Source organism: Lysinibacillus sp. PWR01 (assembly GCF_043359455.1).
GTDB classification, from domain to species: Bacteria; Bacillota; Bacilli; order Bacillales_A; family Planococcaceae; genus Lysinibacillus; species Lysinibacillus fusiformis_F.
On record NZ_JBHERJ010000018.1, the window covers coordinates 1 to 16,250 of the forward strand.

The 16,250-nt window shown below is 36.6% G+C and carries 19 protein-coding genes and 1 tRNA gene; 16 read left to right on the top strand and 4 right to left on the bottom strand.

Translation table 11 applies throughout. The features are described from left to right. Nucleotides 1–217: 217 nt before the first annotated feature. From ACEVFT_RS02150 to ACEVFT_RS02195, 10 genes are all read left to right on the top strand, one after another. A complete protein-coding gene (locus ACEVFT_RS02150) occupies nucleotides 218–679 on the top strand; it encodes an acyl-CoA thioesterase (protein WP_393947876.1) in 462 nt (153 codons plus the stop codon). A 187-nt stretch (nucleotides 680–866) separates the two neighbouring features. Then, a complete protein-coding gene (locus ACEVFT_RS02155; protein ID WP_004226437.1) occupies nucleotides 867–1,088 on the top strand; it encodes a helix-turn-helix domain-containing protein in 222 nt (73 codons plus the stop codon). Between the two features lie 74 nt (nucleotides 1,089–1,162). Beyond that, nucleotides 1,163–1,615, top strand: coding sequence for a MarR family winged helix-turn-helix transcriptional regulator (locus tag ACEVFT_RS02160; RefSeq protein WP_016991542.1), 453 nt, complete (start codon nucleotides 1,163–1,165; stop codon nucleotides 1,613–1,615). A 10-nt stretch (nucleotides 1,616–1,625) separates the two neighbouring features. After that, a complete protein-coding gene (racE, locus tag ACEVFT_RS02165; protein ID WP_393947878.1) occupies nucleotides 1,626–2,423 on the top strand; it encodes a glutamate racemase in 798 nt (265 codons plus the stop codon). A 135-nt stretch (nucleotides 2,424–2,558) separates the two neighbouring features. Further along, entirely contained in the window at nucleotides 2,559–3,308 is a 750-nt protein-coding gene (gene rph / locus ACEVFT_RS02170; protein ID WP_205444838.1) for a ribonuclease PH, read from the top strand. 1 nt (nucleotide 3,309) lies between these two features. Continuing rightward, a complete protein-coding gene (locus ACEVFT_RS02175; RefSeq protein WP_393947880.1) occupies nucleotides 3,310–3,903 on the top strand; it encodes an XTP/dITP diphosphatase in 594 nt (197 codons plus the stop codon). A 12-nt stretch (nucleotides 3,904–3,915) separates the two neighbouring features. Next, nucleotides 3,916–4,419 carry a metallophosphoesterase gene (locus ACEVFT_RS02180; RefSeq protein WP_205444834.1) on the top strand — a complete coding sequence of 168 codons (504 nt, stop codon included), beginning with the start codon at nucleotides 3,916–3,918 and terminating at the stop codon, nucleotides 4,417–4,419. A 129-nt stretch (nucleotides 4,420–4,548) separates the two neighbouring features. Further along, entirely contained in the window at nucleotides 4,549–6,009 is a 1,461-nt protein-coding gene (locus ACEVFT_RS02185; protein WP_393947882.1) for a protein adenylyltransferase SelO, read from the top strand. A 111-nt stretch (nucleotides 6,010–6,120) separates the two neighbouring features. Continuing rightward, nucleotides 6,121–6,282, top strand: a complete 162-nt coding sequence (locus tag ACEVFT_RS02190; protein ID WP_205444831.1) for a DUF2639 domain-containing protein — start codon at nucleotides 6,121–6,123, stop codon at nucleotides 6,280–6,282. A gap of 59 nt (nucleotides 6,283–6,341) precedes the next feature. Continuing rightward, nucleotides 6,342–7,040, top strand: coding sequence for a YqjF family protein (locus ACEVFT_RS02195; RefSeq protein ID WP_393947883.1), 699 nt, complete (start codon nucleotides 6,342–6,344; stop codon nucleotides 7,038–7,040). On the opposite strand, the gene ACEVFT_RS02200 is transcribed toward ACEVFT_RS02195, so the two are convergent. Next, nucleotides 7,037–7,687 (bottom strand): hypothetical protein, encoded by a 651-nt coding sequence (locus tag ACEVFT_RS02200; RefSeq protein WP_393947884.1) that lies wholly within the window; start codon nucleotides 7,685–7,687, stop codon nucleotides 7,037–7,039. The genes ACEVFT_RS02195 and ACEVFT_RS02200 overlap by 4 nt on opposite strands. A 93-nt stretch (nucleotides 7,688–7,780) precedes the next feature. Further along, nucleotides 7,781–8,527, bottom strand: coding sequence for an SDR family NAD(P)-dependent oxidoreductase (locus ACEVFT_RS02205; protein WP_393947886.1), 747 nt, complete (start codon nucleotides 8,525–8,527; stop codon nucleotides 7,781–7,783). A 221-nt stretch (nucleotides 8,528–8,748) separates the two neighbouring features. Here ACEVFT_RS02205 and ACEVFT_RS02210 point away from each other — a divergent pair. From ACEVFT_RS02210 to ACEVFT_RS02225, 4 genes are all read left to right on the top strand, one after another. Continuing rightward, nucleotides 8,749–8,822: transfer RNA gene (locus ACEVFT_RS02210), tRNA-Arg, on the top strand. 166 nt (nucleotides 8,823–8,988) lie between these two features. Next, nucleotides 8,989–9,969, top strand: a complete 981-nt coding sequence (locus ACEVFT_RS02215) for a tyrosine-type recombinase/integrase (RefSeq protein ID WP_393947888.1) — start codon at nucleotides 8,989–8,991, stop codon at nucleotides 9,967–9,969. A 524-nt stretch (nucleotides 9,970–10,493) separates the two neighbouring features. Continuing rightward, nucleotides 10,494–10,628 carry a hypothetical protein gene (locus ACEVFT_RS02220; RefSeq protein ID WP_393947890.1) on the top strand — a complete coding sequence of 45 codons (135 nt, stop codon included), beginning with the start codon at nucleotides 10,494–10,496 and terminating at the stop codon, nucleotides 10,626–10,628. Further along, nucleotides 10,615–11,643, top strand: a complete 1,029-nt coding sequence (locus tag ACEVFT_RS02225) for a hypothetical protein (RefSeq protein ID WP_393947892.1) — start codon at nucleotides 10,615–10,617, stop codon at nucleotides 11,641–11,643. Before ACEVFT_RS02220 ends, ACEVFT_RS02225 begins: the two co-directional genes overlap by 14 nt. A 223-nt stretch (nucleotides 11,644–11,866) precedes the next feature. Here the strand turns inward: ACEVFT_RS02225 and ACEVFT_RS02230 are convergent, their stop codons facing one another. Next, nucleotides 11,867–12,250 carry a hypothetical protein gene (locus ACEVFT_RS02230; protein ID WP_393947894.1) on the bottom strand — a complete coding sequence of 128 codons (384 nt, stop codon included), beginning with the start codon at nucleotides 12,248–12,250 and terminating at the stop codon, nucleotides 11,867–11,869. A gap of 464 nt (nucleotides 12,251–12,714) precedes the next feature. Then, nucleotides 12,715–13,521: a TIR domain-containing protein gene (locus tag ACEVFT_RS02235; RefSeq protein ID WP_393947896.1), complete on the bottom strand. Its 807-nt coding sequence runs from the start codon at nucleotides 13,519–13,521 to the stop codon at nucleotides 12,715–12,717. Nucleotides 13,522–13,759: 238 nt separating this feature from the next. Here ACEVFT_RS02235 and ACEVFT_RS02240 point away from each other — a divergent pair, with 238 nt between their 5' ends. Continuing rightward, nucleotides 13,760–14,632: a tyrosine-type recombinase/integrase gene (locus tag ACEVFT_RS02240; protein WP_393947898.1), complete on the top strand. Its 873-nt coding sequence runs from the start codon at nucleotides 13,760–13,762 to the stop codon at nucleotides 14,630–14,632. A gap of 52 nt (nucleotides 14,633–14,684) precedes the next feature. Continuing rightward, complete coding sequence (locus ACEVFT_RS02245; protein WP_393947900.1) at nucleotides 14,685–16,031, top strand: hypothetical protein; 1,347 nt, start codon at nucleotides 14,685–14,687, stop codon at nucleotides 16,029–16,031. Nucleotides 16,032–16,250: the final 219 nt, after the last annotated feature.

Here is a 16,250-nt window from a genome sequence, read left to right on the forward strand (position 1 = left end):
ACATCATCTTTTTTCAACAACATGAAACTCCCTTACACTTTGTGTGAGGGAGTTTTTTATAGTTATAGAAATGAATAGTCAACAAGATGATTATTCGTGTTTTTTCTATGATAATATAGCATTTTCTTTTATAATGAATATGTATTCATTTTGTTAACCGTCATCATAACTCGCTTGATGATCAGACGGTCAATTACATGACAGGGGATGGTATATCATGAAGGCAAATTATATCGATAATTTTCAAGAGTGGGAAAAGGGATTTTCATTTTATAGTGAGGTACGCGTGCGATTTTCAGAAACAGACATGTATGGTCATATGAACAATACGATTAGCTTTACATATTTTGAGCAAGCAAGAATTGATTATTTCCGACATTTAGGTATTTTAATGCCTTCTGCAGGGGATGATGTACAATCTATACCAATAGTAGCCGATTTACAATGTGATTATGTAAAGCAGGTTTTCTTTGATGATGTTCTACGCATTTATACAAAAATCGCGCAAGTTGGGAATTCGTCGATGGATATTCATTATCTAGCAAAAAATCAAAAGGACGAAATTTGTTTCACTGGTCGTGGAACGATTGTGCAAATGGACCCTCGCACAGGTAAAAGTGTGCCGATCTCAGAGGAAGAAAAAACGAAATTAATTCAGTTGGCTATTCTACCTCACTAGTTCAATATGTAACTATATGTAAATTTATTAAAATAGTAGGAATTACATTTTAAGTAAAATTTACGAATGTATCTATGTAATTTTCGAAATTTTTAAGGAAACATGGAATAATCATGCAAATAGCCGTCACCGCTTCCTGCCCCTTAACATAAGTTACAATACGTGCGGGGGAGGAGGGTGTAACTGAATGAATGGCTCTCATCATCGTTCTCTTTTAACAAACCGAGAACGTGAAATATTTGCGCTTTTATTAGCTGAAAAAACAACGAGAGATATTGCAGAGCAGCTTGGTATTAGTGAAAAAACAGTGCGAAATCACATTTCCAATACAATTCAAAAGCTAGGTGTAACGAATCGATCTCAGGCGTTAATTGAGCTGTTACGCTTGGAAGAATTTAAATTAGACTAATGGACACTTGCTATTTCGTGAAAAAAACGACAAAATAGAACTATTCAACGTATTTTTAGGAGTGAAATAGTTATATGTCGGATGAAGTAACAAAGCACTCACCTGAAACCGTTGCAACGGTTGAAAAGGAATTACGCTATATAGCGGCCATCGTGAAGCAAAAGGGAAGAGAAATTGTTTCCGATTATGCGATTACGCCGCCACAATTTGTTGCATTACAGTGGTTAGAAGAGCTTGGTGATATTACAATTGGCGAATTATCAAACCGTTTATATTTAGCTTTTAGCACGACAACAGATTTAGTGGACCGAATGGAGAAAAATGAATTAGTCAAGCGTGTGCGTGATGAAAATGATCGCCGTGTCGTTGTCGTTCATCTTCTCGAAAAAGGCGAACGTATTATTCAAGAAGTTATTGAAAAAAGACAGCAATACTTGCAAGAGATGCTTGTTGGTTTTAATGAACAAGAAGTCGCGCAATTATCAAGCTACTTAGAGAAACTACATGTACACATGAAACAGGATTGAGGCGGAAAGTATGAATGCCCCGATAGGCGTTATTGACTCAGGAGTAGGCGGTTTAACCGTAGCAAAAGAAATCATGAAGCGGTTGCCAAACGAAACGATTTATTATATTGGCGATACAGCAAGGTGTCCGTATGGTCCAAGAAGTCGTCAGGAAGTACGGAATTTTACTTGGCAAATGGCAAAAGCACTCGAAAAAATGAATGTTAAGATGCTCGTTATAGCTTGTAATACAGCGACTGCAGTAGCACTCGAAAGTTTACAAAGAAATATGCCTTTTCCGGTACTAGGTGTTATCAATGCTGGCGCACGTGCAGCTGTAAAGAAAACGAAGCGACATGAAGTCGTTGTGCTTGCAACAGAAGGAACGATTAAAAGTGGGGCGTATGAAGAAGCCTTGTTGTCACTCAATACGTCAACACATATTATTCCACTAGCTTGTCCAACATTCGTGCCACTTGTAGAAAGTGGCGAATATAAAGGTGACTTTGCAAATAATTTAATAGCTGAAGGCTTAAAGCCGTTGAAAAATCGACAATTTGATACGGTTATTTTAGGGTGTACACATTATCCTATTCTACAAAAACAAATTGAAGCTGTTGTCGGAGAAGATGTGAATGTACTATCTTCTGCGGAGGAAACAGCAAAGGATGTTCAGGAAATGTTAGCGTATAACGGCACTTTAGCAAATGCAAATGCGGTGCCTGCTCACAAATTTTTTGCAACTGGTTCTGTTCCAATTTTCCATTCGATTGCTGAGAATTGGTTAGAACAAGGTACTCTCGACATAAAACGTATCACATTAAAATAAAAAATCAGCTTAGCAACAGGCTAGGCTGATTTTTGCCGTTTTCAGCATTGTACATAAGCCACCATTGAGTACTTTTTTGATGGCACAAATTATGATAAGATGAGGGCGCGAAAGTTTTTAGGAGGAACGAAAAATATGACAAGATTTGATGGTAGAAATGCAGATGGGCTAAGACCTGTGAAAATAGATAGCGAGTATCTATTACATCCAGAAGGCTCCGTATTAATTCAAGTAGGCAATACAAAAGTAATTTGCACAGCAACGATTGAAGACAAGGTACCTGGCTTTTTACGTGGGCAAGGGAAAGGATGGATCACAGCTGAATATTCCATGCTGCCTCGTGCAACCGCTCAACGTACACCACGTGAATCCTCTCGTGGGAAAGTCAATGGACGTACAATGGAGATTCAGCGCTTAATTGGGCGTGCATTACGTGCTGTAGTCGATTTAGAGGCGCTAGGCGAACGTACTGTATGGATTGACTGTGATGTCATTCAAGCTGATGGTGGTACTCGTACAGCATCCATTACGGGAGCATTTGTTGCCATGACACAAGCCATTGCTAAATTTGCTGAAGAAAAGCCATTCGAAAAATTCCCAGTAACAGACTTTTTGGCAGCAACAAGTGTTGGGATTGTAGAAGAACAAGGTGCTATTCTCGATTTAAATTATGTAGAAGATGTGGCTGCAGCTGTTGATATGAACATTGTAATGACGGGCGCAGGACGATTTGTAGAAATACAAGGTACTGGAGAGGAAGCCACTTTTTCTCGTCAAGAACTAAATGAATTGTTAGCACTAGGTGAAAAAGGCATACAACAATTAGTTGAACTTCAAAAAATAACGCTTGGTGAACTGGCAAACAAGGTTGGAGGGAATCAATAGTATGAAACAAGTAGTCATCGCCACAAAAAATAAAGGAAAAGCAAAAGACTTTGAAGCATTATTTGGCCCACTTGGTTATGAAGTCGTGACAATGTTTGAAGTGGCACCAGAAATGGAAATAGAAGAAACAGGAACAACATTCGAAGAAAATGCCATCTTAAAAGCAGAAGCATTAGCGAAGGAGCTTGGTACCATTGTTATTGCAGATGATAGTGGCTTAGCAGTAGATGCATTAAATGGTGAACCAGGCGTGTATTCTGCTCGCTATGCTGGTGACCATGATGATGAAGCAAACATGATCAAGCTGTTAGAAAATTTACAAGGTGTCGAAGATGACAAGCGGTCAGCACGTTTTTGCTGCTGTATTGCAATTGCAGGACCTGATTTTGCAACAACAACGGTATTTGGCACATGTGAAGGTGTCATTGCCCATGAAAAGCGTGGAACGAATGGCTTTGGCTATGATCCAATCTTTTTCGTGCCAAGCTTAAATCGTATGATGGCAGAGCTTTCACCAGAGGAAAAAGGCTCTATTTCTCACCGTGGCAATGCCATCCGCAAGTTAAAGGAGCAATTACCGAATCTTATCAAATAAGAGGTGATATCCATGAAAATACTTGTTATGAGCGATACACATGGTGATAGCCATGTCATCGAAAAGGTTAAAGGCTTTTATCCTGAAATAGCTGTTGTGATTCATTGTGGAGATAGTGAACTTCCCTACTCACATACGGCATTAGAAGGATTGAAAAAAGTACGTGGAAACTGTGATCGTGAGAAAGCTTTCCCCGAAGAAGAAATTTTCACTGTCCATGATGTAAAGATTTTTGTGACACACGGTCATTTATTCAATGTGAAAAATTCCATCTTATCCTTATCCTATCGTGCAAAAGAAGTAGGTGCACAAATCGTTTGTTTTGGTCATTCTCATATTCTCGGTGCCGAAATGATGGATGATATCTTATTTTTAAATCCGGGCAGCTTATTAAAACCACGTGGTCGTAAAGAGAAAAGCTTTGCTGTTGTGGAAATCAATGCAACATCTTTTAAAGTCGATTGCATGACAGATGACAATCAATGTATGGCTACATATACATTTGACCGACAATAATAGGGAAAATCCGCATGACTATCAAAGTATGCGGATTTTTATTTGGGCTGCTGATAGTGGTAAAATTGACTAGGAATGATTAATGCTGAAATAGCAAAAATAAATCGTAAAGGCAATAAAGGAGAAAACATGGAAAAAACAATTGGCTGGCATTTTGATAATAGTTACGTTCAACTACCAAGTATTTTTTATTCCGACATATCGTTAAATCCTGTTCGTTCACCAAAATTGATCTTGTTAAATGAAGCAGTTGCAGCATCACTCGGATTAGACATTCAGGCTTTAAAGAGTGAGGAAGCTTTAGCTGTTTTAGCTGGTAATACAATCCCAGAAGGTGGCGAACCGATTGCACAGGCCTACGCAGGGCATCAATTTGGTCATTTTAATATGCTAGGTGACGGTAGAGCTCTATTATATGGGGAACAAATCACACCTCAAAACGATCGATATGACATTGCTCTAAAAGGATCAGGTAGAACACCTTATTCTCGTGGAGGGGATGGACGAGCCGCATTAGGTCCAATGCTAAGGGAGTATATCATGAGTGAAGCGATGTTTGCGTTAGGTATTCCCACTTCACGCAGTCTAGCAGTAGTAACTACAGGTGAAATGATTATACGAGAAACGGAACTACCAGGCGCTATTGTCACACGAGTTGCAAGTAGCCATTTGCGGGTAGGGACCTTTCAATATGCCGCGCAATGGGGTACAGATGAGGAGCTACAGCTCTTAGCTGATTATGCATTAGAACGACATTACCCAGCTAATATTGGCGGTCAAAATCGTTATCTTTATTTGCTACAAGAAGTCATGAAGAAACAAGCGTCCCTTATAGCCAAGTGGCAGTTAGTGGGCTTTATTCATGGCGTCATGAACACAGATAATATGACCATTAGCGGTGAAACCATTGATTATGGTCCTTGTGCATTCATGGACATCTATGATCCCGCGACTGTGTTTAGCTCTATTGATCGCCAAGGACGTTATGCTTATGGAAATCAGCCCAACATTGGTGGCTGGAATTTAACTCGCTTAGCTGAGTCCTTACTACCTTTAATTGATGATGATCAAGAAAAAGCCATTCAACTGGCACAAGATACCCTACAACAGTATCCAAAATTATATGTAGAAAATTGGTTGGAAGGAATGCGTGCAAAGCTAGGCATTTTTAATGAGGAGCAAGAAGACATCAAGCTTGTTGAAGAGCTTCTTCAGCTTATGCAGCAATACCAAGCTGATTATACCAATACATTTATTGCCTTAACGTTTGAGCAATTGGAGGTTTCCCCATTATTTAATGCCTCAGCTTTTAAAGACTGGCATCACAAATGGCAAGCTCGATTAGCAAGACAGCAGCAAACAAAAGACATGTCACAACAATTAATGCGTCAACATAATCCAGCTGTTATTCCCCGTAATCATAGGGTAGAAGAAGCTTTGGAAGCGGCTGTTGAACGAGGCGATTATAGTGTGATGAACAACTTCCTAAAAATCCTTGCTCAGCCCTACGCTCATACGAATGAACAACAAGAATACGCTTCATTACCTGAACCGACGAATCAACCATATCGTACGTTTTGTGGCACATAAGTAAAAACGAGAGCTAGTTATTCTCTCGTTTTTATTTATTTGTATAAAGGCACTCTCCCGTACTCAAACGCATATTCTATGTATGAATAAAGATAAAGGAGAATAGGGTCGGTGCATAAGTATTCAAAGGGTTGGTTTGTCAAAGTATTACGTGCTCATGGAATAATGGTTCATCCTCAATTTAAAAATCATTTAGGCTTATATAAAGAATCTGAATTACGAAATTTATATTATCGTTATGTCGAAATAGAGTCTGCTGAGCAGGATCAATAGACCGTTTGTTTGAATAACTCCTTTCTAGGAAAAACTAGTGATTAGAAAGGAGTTTTACTATGTGGATGATGACTCAAACATGGCAAGATGTTTTATTTTTACATTGGCCGATAGCCCCTCAAGAACTCGAAAAACATGTACCTCAAGAACTGAAGCTCGATCTATTTGAGCAAAATGCTTGGATCAGCGCTGTCCTTTTTAAAGTTTATCGACATCGGCTACGCTTTCTACCACCTCTTCTTGGGATGAACACTTATTTACAGTTGAATGTCCGAACATATGTGGAGTACAACGGCATGAAAGGCATCTATTTTTTTCATTTAGATGTGACGAATTATTTCCTATCAAAAATTACGGCAATAGGGAGCTTGCCATATCGCCATTCCAATATCTTAGTAAAACAAAGAGGGGATCACTATTCATATACAAGCCATTACAAAGTAAGTGATGAAAGATTGAGGGTTACTTGTACAATAGGAGACAAGACCAATACTAATTTCGACCAATGGATTGTAGAGCGTTATCATTCATGGGCGAAATGGAAGGATACACTTTTCCGCATTGATATTCACCACTCCCCATGGGAATTAAAGCGAGCGACAGTAACGATTCAAAGCAATACATTAGCCTCTTTTATGAAGGGGAGCTTCCAAGGCATGCAGCCTCGTGCACATTATGCCAAAAACAAAGTGGCGAGAGTTTTTCCTCCAGCAGTTGAGCGTAAAATGGACATAAATGCATCAAGATTTTTACATTAAAAGAGGTAACAAAATTGCATCACGATGGCGCTGGCAATCATATCTGACATCGCAAGTGCCTCTGCTTCAATTTCATCAAATACATCGACATCTGCCTGATAATCTTTTTGTATCATGGTGACCGCTTCATTTTTCGTTAAAGCTAAATGCGTATAAAACATTTTTTGTACTGCCTCTCTACTTAGGTATGGATTGATTGTATGCAAAAAGAAAGCAATATCATCTGCATTACGATACCATTCCTTCTCTTTTGCTTCCGCTGTGGTAGCGTCTCCTTTTGCTGCAGCTGTCACTAATTGAGCCGCAATTACCAGATGCTCTTTAATTAAAGCTGCATAACGATCCGCCACGGAGTCGCCGTAAAAGGGGCGTAGACAATTCCCTAAATCGATTGCATTGCGTAGCAAACGCTGCTGTACAAAAGGTAAATCAGGCAAATTAAACACAATGCTAATAATGGTCATCCGTGTCCAATTCACATGCTCCATCCAAAGTAAGCGGTTCATAGCCATAAAATCCGCTTCGCTTTTACTAATACAGCGTCGGTAATCATTAGACTGTAAAAAGTGACGAATCGGAGCTGTATAGTGCGTATAGGGAGCGTGATACAGTTGGCTTAATGAAAAACCATTTGCATAGGGGTACAAGGCTTCACTCCTTCTTGTTCTTTTTCCTACAGTAGCATACTCCAAGGTATTACTGAATATGAAGAACAAGAAAGAAAAGAAGAGACGACAAAATTACGCTTCATACATCATTTTCTTCGTCATACCACCATCAACTGTAAGATTAATCCCTGTCACAAAGTTATTCATCGGGTTTGTTAAATAGAGACAAGCCTGTGCAATATCTTCAGGCAGACCAACCCTGCCTGACAAATGCTGCGCATGATCGATTGGCCGTAGTGTCTCGTAATCACCTGTTTCAATCCACCCAGGTGAAATACAATTCACAGTAATTTGATCTGGCCCTAAAGACCGCGCTAAAGCATGTGTTAACGCCACAATCCCACCCTTTGTAGCCGCATAAGCTTCTGTATGAGGCTCCGACATTTCAGCTCGCGTTGAGGCCAGCGAAACAATGGAACCACCCTTAGCATTATGTCGCATCACTTTTGCAGCCTCTCTGGCACAGAAAAAGGTACTCGTTAAATTCGTCTGCAACAAATCATGCCACTCATCAAACGTCACCTCGTAAGGAGATTGATGCTGAAACTTCCCAGCATTATTAATTAAAATATGGATGGTCCCATATTGCTCAACAGCTCGCTGCATCAAATGAATGATATCCTGTTCCTTTGTCACATCCGTTGGAACAAATAATGCAGAGTAGCCCTGAGCAAGCATATCCTGTGCTAACTGTTGACCTAAGCCTGCATTCAAATCAGCAATCACCACTTTTGCACCTTGTTGTGCATATGCAAGCGTAATGCCCTTACCAATTCCTTGTGCACCACCTGTGACAATAACGACTAAATCTTTAAACATCCGCATACCTCCTACTTTTTTATCGCCAATAGTGTAGCAAATATTTTGCTATTCGTCCTGTTAAGAGGGTGAAGAAATGGTATAATGAATGCTGTGGCAACATATGATAAAAAATATGAGGCAAACCTTGCCTACATAGTAAAATTAATGTTGACATTATGCTATAAATTACATATAATAAGTATTGTCCTTCCTATGGAATACATAAGAAACGACATCATGTCTCAGTAGCTCAGCAGGATAGAGCAACGGCCTTCTAAGCCGTCGGTCGGGGGTTCGAATCCCTCCTGGGACGTACTAAAATCAGTCACAAACCTTTGATACAATTGGATTTGTGAGAAACTAGGGATTCGGTCAGGGCTTCGGTCACTGTTGCTGAATCCCTTTTTTATTACCCTAAGAAATTACGTGAATAGCGTACCGAAATTATCTTCCAATTCAATTGAATGGAGGATTTTTTTATGACCAAAAAGACAGGATTATTTGACGTAGACTTCTCACTGACAACTAAAAAGCTTACCGCTTCTATCAAAGAAGAAAAGAATGTCACAGCTCGTTACAAGCCCTTTACAGAAGCTTTAGGGACTATCGTTAATCAAATGGAAGTGAGTGGTTATCGTCCTCGAACTATCAAAGATTACAATACAGTCCTATTGAACTTTGCAAAGAGTACAGGGGTCACCTATTTGGAAGAAATCACAGTAGACACGATTTACTTATGGCTGGACAGTATGCAGGTGGTGAATCAAACAAAGCTAACACGTCTAAAGGTTCTGAAATCGTTCTTAGGCAAGTGTTTCATCAATGGATGGCTGAGCTTGAACTTTTGGCAAGCAATCAATGTAAAGGTAGATAAGAAGGTTAAAAAGGGAGCAAAGCCTAATGACATAGCAGTTCTAGTTTCGTTGATTGACAAAAGTACATTCATTGGTCTGAGAGATGTAACTGCTATTTTAACGATGTACAAGACAGGGATTCGCATAAATACACTAGGGCAGTTAAATGAGCGACATATTGATTGGGGAAACAAAGTTCTTGTGCTAGATGGAGCGATATTGAAAAACCACCAAGTGTTGAAGTTACCAATAGATGACCAATTAATTGATTTATATCGAATACTAATTCAATGTAATGACAAGCTTAGAGAACACTATGGAGAAAGTAATGCCAACTTGTTTATATCCTTGAAGGCAACAACATTAAACACGAAGTCAACCAACAATGCCATTTCTAAACAACTTACTAAGTATGCTAAGCGCTATGGACTTGAGAATATCAATGCACACGCTATCAGAAGGGCTTATGCGAAGAACTTACATGACAAGGGAGCGAGTGTAGCATTAATCTCAAAAGCTCTCGGTCATAGTGATTTAGCAGTTACAACACAGTATCTTGATTTAGATGTTGAGGAAGTAGCAAAGGGTTTGAGGGAGTATCTTTAGTTTGATTAGCTATCTCTGTTATGGAATTAAGGAAACATAATTCTAATCTGTTTATTTGCAGCCCATTTAAATGTTTGTAGTATTTATTATAGTTCTAAAGAATCAAATAAAGTCCAAGTGTATACAACACTAAGTTCTAAAGTGCTGTGTATATTGTAATTTATGTGATATACTAATTTTTACGAACGTTCTTATTTGATAAATAAATAAGATTAATCCTTATCTATTGACCAAAATCTTCTTGATGAATATATGAGCTATGTTCCAAAAGAAGAAAAAGATTGAAAGTACAACGCTCGTGAAGGGGTTTGGGGACGGACGAAAAGCGTATTTTCATGGATTGCTTATATTCGTTAGTATCGGAAGCGAAGCGGGAGATACTGACAATATGAGCAATCATGGAAAATCGCAGGGTCCCCAAGATACAAATTTCAAAATACCCCCGAATCAAAATATATTTATATAGGTTTATGTATTTAATATATATTCTGATTCGGGGGTAAATTTTTAGGGGAGAGAAAGTAGTGCAAAAAGCTAAGTTATTAATCACTGAGAAAGAACTCATTGAATTGACAATGGCATATGGCTATAGTGGTTCAGAATTAAATAATCCTCATTTTTTAAAAAAGGGTTACTTGAAACAAAATGGTACATTCTAAGAAAGTTGAATCAATCTGTGAATCATGGAATCGTTTAAAAAAGAAAAAAGGTCAACCTGTAATGTATGAGATTACAAATCTTTATGAAGAAGCTAATCCAATAACAGATTCTCGTATTAATAACGGTAAGAAATTAACGGAAGCTGATTTGTTAATGAAAGACTACATACATTTTGCTTTGTGTCATAATGAAGTAAATGATGGCAAAGCACATTCCTTAATTCAATGGGCTGAGTTATTCGGACTTACTACGAGAGAAGAATTAGATGAGATAGCTGATACAAATGCCTTTACTGATTTGTATTGGAAAAATGAAGTAGCAAAAGTAGTTAGTAATTTTAAATCAACCATTATTACTAGAAATAGAGCAGTTGTATTAAATTCCTTTAAGCAGTTGGAAAAGCACAACAAAATAAAGAAGATTGAAGTTCTTTTCTTTATTCATTTAGATGATACAGTTAGTTCACCATCTCAACAAGAATTTGATGATGTTAATAGTGAAATGGACAAAATTCTAGCTTCGCAAAATATCTCTAGAAACGATTATTATTTTAAGCATTATAACAAAAATGTAATTAAAGCTAGAGAAAAGGTCGTATCTATGCTCGAAGAAAAAGGATTAAAGAATTTATTCATAGGCTATAAAATTGAGGTTATTGAACTTCTTCCTGAAGAACAGTGGGAGGATAAGCCACAATTCCTCAAGGCTTTTTCCGATAGATTAATCCAATTAACATTACAGAGAGAGAACAAACCTGCTTATCAGGTTAAATATGTTGAAAAAAGATTTTATATCTTCAACACTTTATTTTTACTGAGAGAATTAGGCTATCAAGTCGAAGCGGCACTCATTTCGAAATATAAACCTACTGAATCAGATGTTGAAGCTATTCATGATTCTAAAAAGGGATATGCAATGGGGAAAAGTGAGCAGTTTAATTTGCAATATGCTTTTTCTAATAGAATTAAAGACGAAACACTTCAAACTTGGAGATTTAGAACAGTTTACCTTTAGTGGGTTGGCAATCAATTGTGATTAATTTGAATAGAGTTTTTAGCGCATCATTAAGTTGGTGTGCTTTTTTTCAAGCGTTGCAGAACAGCATTGTAAGCTATCGAGAATTGTCCAAATGGATAGTTGGTCACGTGACAGTCGGTTCTATGATGCTTTCTTGTGATTGTTGAGGAAGCATAACAAAAGGTCTTGCAAATTACATACAAGACCTTTCATTGAAATATTATTGTTCTAATTCGGCTTTGAGTGCTTTAGCTTCTTCTAGCTTATCTGATAAAACTATATCGGCTAATTGAATGAAATTCTCTTTATCAGTTGCATCAGTCATTTTTTCAGCTTGTTGTTTGATAACCCCTGAATAAGATTCTAATCGGTCAGCTTCTTGTGTGCCATTCTTTTCGGTCAACTCTATGTAACGGTCAGCTTCTGATAATGCAATTTTGCGATATGACGCTTGCCATTCTTCTTCTGTTGGGTTGTTACTACTTGCTTGTGACGATTCTTCTTGGACTTCTTTTGTTGGGTTAGTTGAATCTGTTGAATCATTACCGCAAGCGCTAATCAGCATTGCTATGAGTAACAGACCGCTAAATTTAATAAGTTTCATTTAAATCTCCCTTTGTATATGTTTGTTGTAAAAAAAATAACACCTTACAATTTTACCACATTTCACTATATTAGTATTTTTGTAAAACTGTATCACAAACGCATGTTTGTTGCCACAACGATACGATAAGACCTAAACCGCTCGATACAAATTTATTCAATCGCTTATCCATGATGAATCGCATCATAAACCTGTAATAATTCACCAATGGATAAGTAGATGAAAGAGCAGTAAGTCGCAGGTCAAAATGTGTCATTGATTAAAGTATGTGGTTATATACAGATATTTACATAGAGTAACTAAGGTCTTTACGATAGGGGATAAGATAACATAAAACGACCATTGGGGAAGCACCATATTGTGGATGCCTTCTGCACACAGCGCCAACGCAATCGAGTTAAACGGTTGACCCCTTGTTCGATTCTCGATGCGTCTGAGAGTGTTACTATGTTATTTTAAAATGATTATCTTACTAATCTATAGTTGATTTCGTATCCACTAGCGTCCATTTCATCGGCTATTTGAGTTTTCCATGCACCGTCTTCATATTTAATATAAACAACACCTGAAATATCATTAGGTAGCTCAATACCTTCACCTTTATGTAAAGCAACAACATTTTTACGACCTAGTTTAGCAATAAAAAAACCATGTTCAAAAACAACATTTTGTCTAGCTCTACTGTTAAGATGCTCAGATGACTTTGATTTACCATCGTCACATGGAGTATATAAAACAATTGCAAAACCAACATCGGAGTTCTTCTCGATTTTCTCAATAATTGTATTTCCCTCGTTAGCTTTTTCATGAAGTATAACAGCTTCAAAACCTAGCTTTTCTACAAAACGGGCTACTTCGGTTTTTAATTCATTGTCATGACCATGTACTATGAATACTTTACTTTTATCTGTAGATACCTCAAGTGTAGATTCTATTGATTTTGATGTTGGAGAGAGTAGCTCTTCTAATTCTATATCTTTTAAAGCGCCTTTTAAGACATTTATCATGGAGAGTTTACCTGACTCGAAGGCATTAAATTTTTCCACAAAGGTATTTTGGTTACCGTCGTTTCTAAAAAGTGCTGCTATTGAAATGAAAGATACTTCGTTGAATTTGTTAACATGCTTTGAATTTTCTCCGAAAAGTTTTCCAATAATCACCTCGCCTTCACTTAAAAATTCATTAAGGCTAATTTCTTTTTCTTCATAAGTCATCATATTCATACGTTCAATCAGATGGTTTAAGAGTTCTTTCTTTTTAGATGATTCCATGTTTATTCCTCATTTCAAGTCAGTATTTATTTAATAGATATAGTAACATACATTTTTAGGGAATAATATTGAAGTAGCTAACAAATAAATATAAGTCATATAGATTAAGTGTTAGAGTGTCTCAATTTTTTGAAGAAGAGGCTAGAAACGCTCTTCAAATATCGAAAATGTTACTTTTCATAACTTGAAAATGTTAAGGTTAAATTAACATAAAAGTTAAAAAAAGGTTGTGATTTTTATGGGAGAAAAAGTGGTTCATCTCCATCGAATGACTAAGGTTCGAAAAGTTAATGAAGCAATTCAAGTGCAAATGGATAAGAAATCGAAAATGTACGCTAGTGACTTCAAACGATTTCAACAATTTGCAGAACAGCAAGGCTTGGAATTATCATTCGAAGTTCTAGAAGCTTACCTACTAAATACAGTGGAATCAGGATTGAAGGTAAGTACATTTAATCGTAGGTCGGCTAGTGTGAAGCACTATCTTGTTAATGTCTTAGGACAAGCAGAATCAGAGGAGCAGAAGAAGCGTATAGCATTGTTGCGTCAGATGTATAACAGCATGGAACATGCAGAACAGAAGCAAGTTTGTGGTCAAGTAGCGCAACCTAAAGATGAGGTTGTCGCTATGATTGATAAACTTGATACAAGAGCCAAAGCAATTGCCTTGTTCAATTTGATAACTGCTTGTAGACCTTCTGAAATGATTACTATCCAATTGAAGCATATTGACCTAAAGAATCGTTCAGTAAATGTTTACTTGCAGAAGCAGAAGGAATGGCACACGAAGCGATTAACGCTAGAGGTTGTCAATGCTATCAAAGATTATATCAACGCTTACGGATTAGATTCCGATAGTTACCTAATAGTTAAGGTGGACAAGCACAACAACTATACAAGCGCACAGGTATCAGATATTGCCTATAGGAAGTCAATTCACAAGTGGTTAGGCTTTGCTCCATATACACTACGCAAGACACAGGTTTCAGCAATGCATGAAGCAGGTGCAGACCTAGCGACTATCGCAAAACAAAGTGGTCATAAGAACCTTGAAACAATTAATAAGCATTACTTGTCAGTGAATGATAGAACGATTGATAAGTATCTATAGGGATTAGTCTTAATGAAGAAAATAATACTAGTGTGTTGGAGGGATTACATCTATGCTTGATTTTTCAATTGAACAAAATGCTGAACAAATTTACCACCCTAAAACAAAAGAATATTTTAGTGAGGTTATTCAGTCATATGTGTCTGGTAGTTATCGTTCAGCTGTAGTAATGCTGTATTCTGTAGTAGTATGTGACTTGATTTATAAATTGAAAGATTTAAAAGAAATGTATAATGATGAAGTTGCAAAGCAAATTTTAGAGAAAATTGAAGAAGAACAAAGTAAAAACCCTAATAGTGGCGGATGGGAGATAGTATTAATTGATGAAATTAAAAACAGGACTTATTTCCTCGAATCCGCTGACAAAATTAACTTAGATTCTTTAAGGTTATATAGACATTTATCAGCTCACCCCGTTCTGACACAAGAAGATATGTTAGTTACACCCAATAAGGAAACTGTAAGAGCATTAATTAGAAATATGTTAGAGGGAATTTTAGTAAAGAATCCTATTATGTCTAAAAAAGTATTTATAACAATACTTGAAGATTTAGAAAGACACAAAAGCTTTTTCACTGAGGATATAGAACTCGAAAGATATTTAGAGTCGAGATATTTAAAAAACACAAATAAAATAATGTTAAATACTTTATTCAAAGATTTTTGGGGCATAGTTTTTAACTGTAAAAGTGAAGAATGTGATTCAAATAGAAGTATTAATTATCGGACATTAAAAATTTTGTATATAAAATATAAGCAAAATTTGTACAGTTATATAGAAGAGAATAAAGTTTACTTTAATAAATTAAAAGAGGACGAAGAAAGTATATTAAAGTATTTAATTGTTTTCTTTTCGGAGTGTCCAGAATGTTATAACTTAATGGAAGAACATATTAAAACTAGGATAGAATCAGTTATTAATTCAGAGTGGGAATATAAATTACGTTCGCCATTTTTATGCTCAAGTATGGAAGAACACTTTGGTATGTTAATTAAAGATATTCATTATGAGGAGTATACATATAGAAAAAGGTTTTCTAAAAAATATATTATTTCAAAAAAAGATAGACAAATACTATTGAGTTGGGCTAATGAAAATGATTGTAAAAGAGAATATTACGATTTAATGATAAGACAATTCGTTTATAGTACTAGTTTTGATGCGGCAGACCTTAATTTTTACGAGTATGTTATATCTGATTTAGAGCATTTTGATAGGGAACAATTACTTTATTTGTTAAAGGGAATTAATGAAAATAGTCAGTGTAATTCTCATAGAAATGCTAAAAATAATAATTCAATATTAAAGGAAGCGGCAGATAAAATATTAGGAAATGATTTTAATTATGAGGAGAAGTTTCCTAATGTGAAATTTGACGAGGGAAAATTAGAGAAGTAAAATCATTCTTTTACTGACTTATTAGAAGAGAAAGTCGGAGGGCAAAGGAGCATATGTAGGCGCTTCTTTCAGTGGGGTCGATTATTGGATAAACGAATCTTAAGACAGTTTCTTGAGCCAATAAGAGCTTTAATGGGGATGGTATATCAGATATTTGAGTACATCTTTAATCAGCCTATCGCACTAATAACGTTTAATAATAAAAATCGATATATCTAA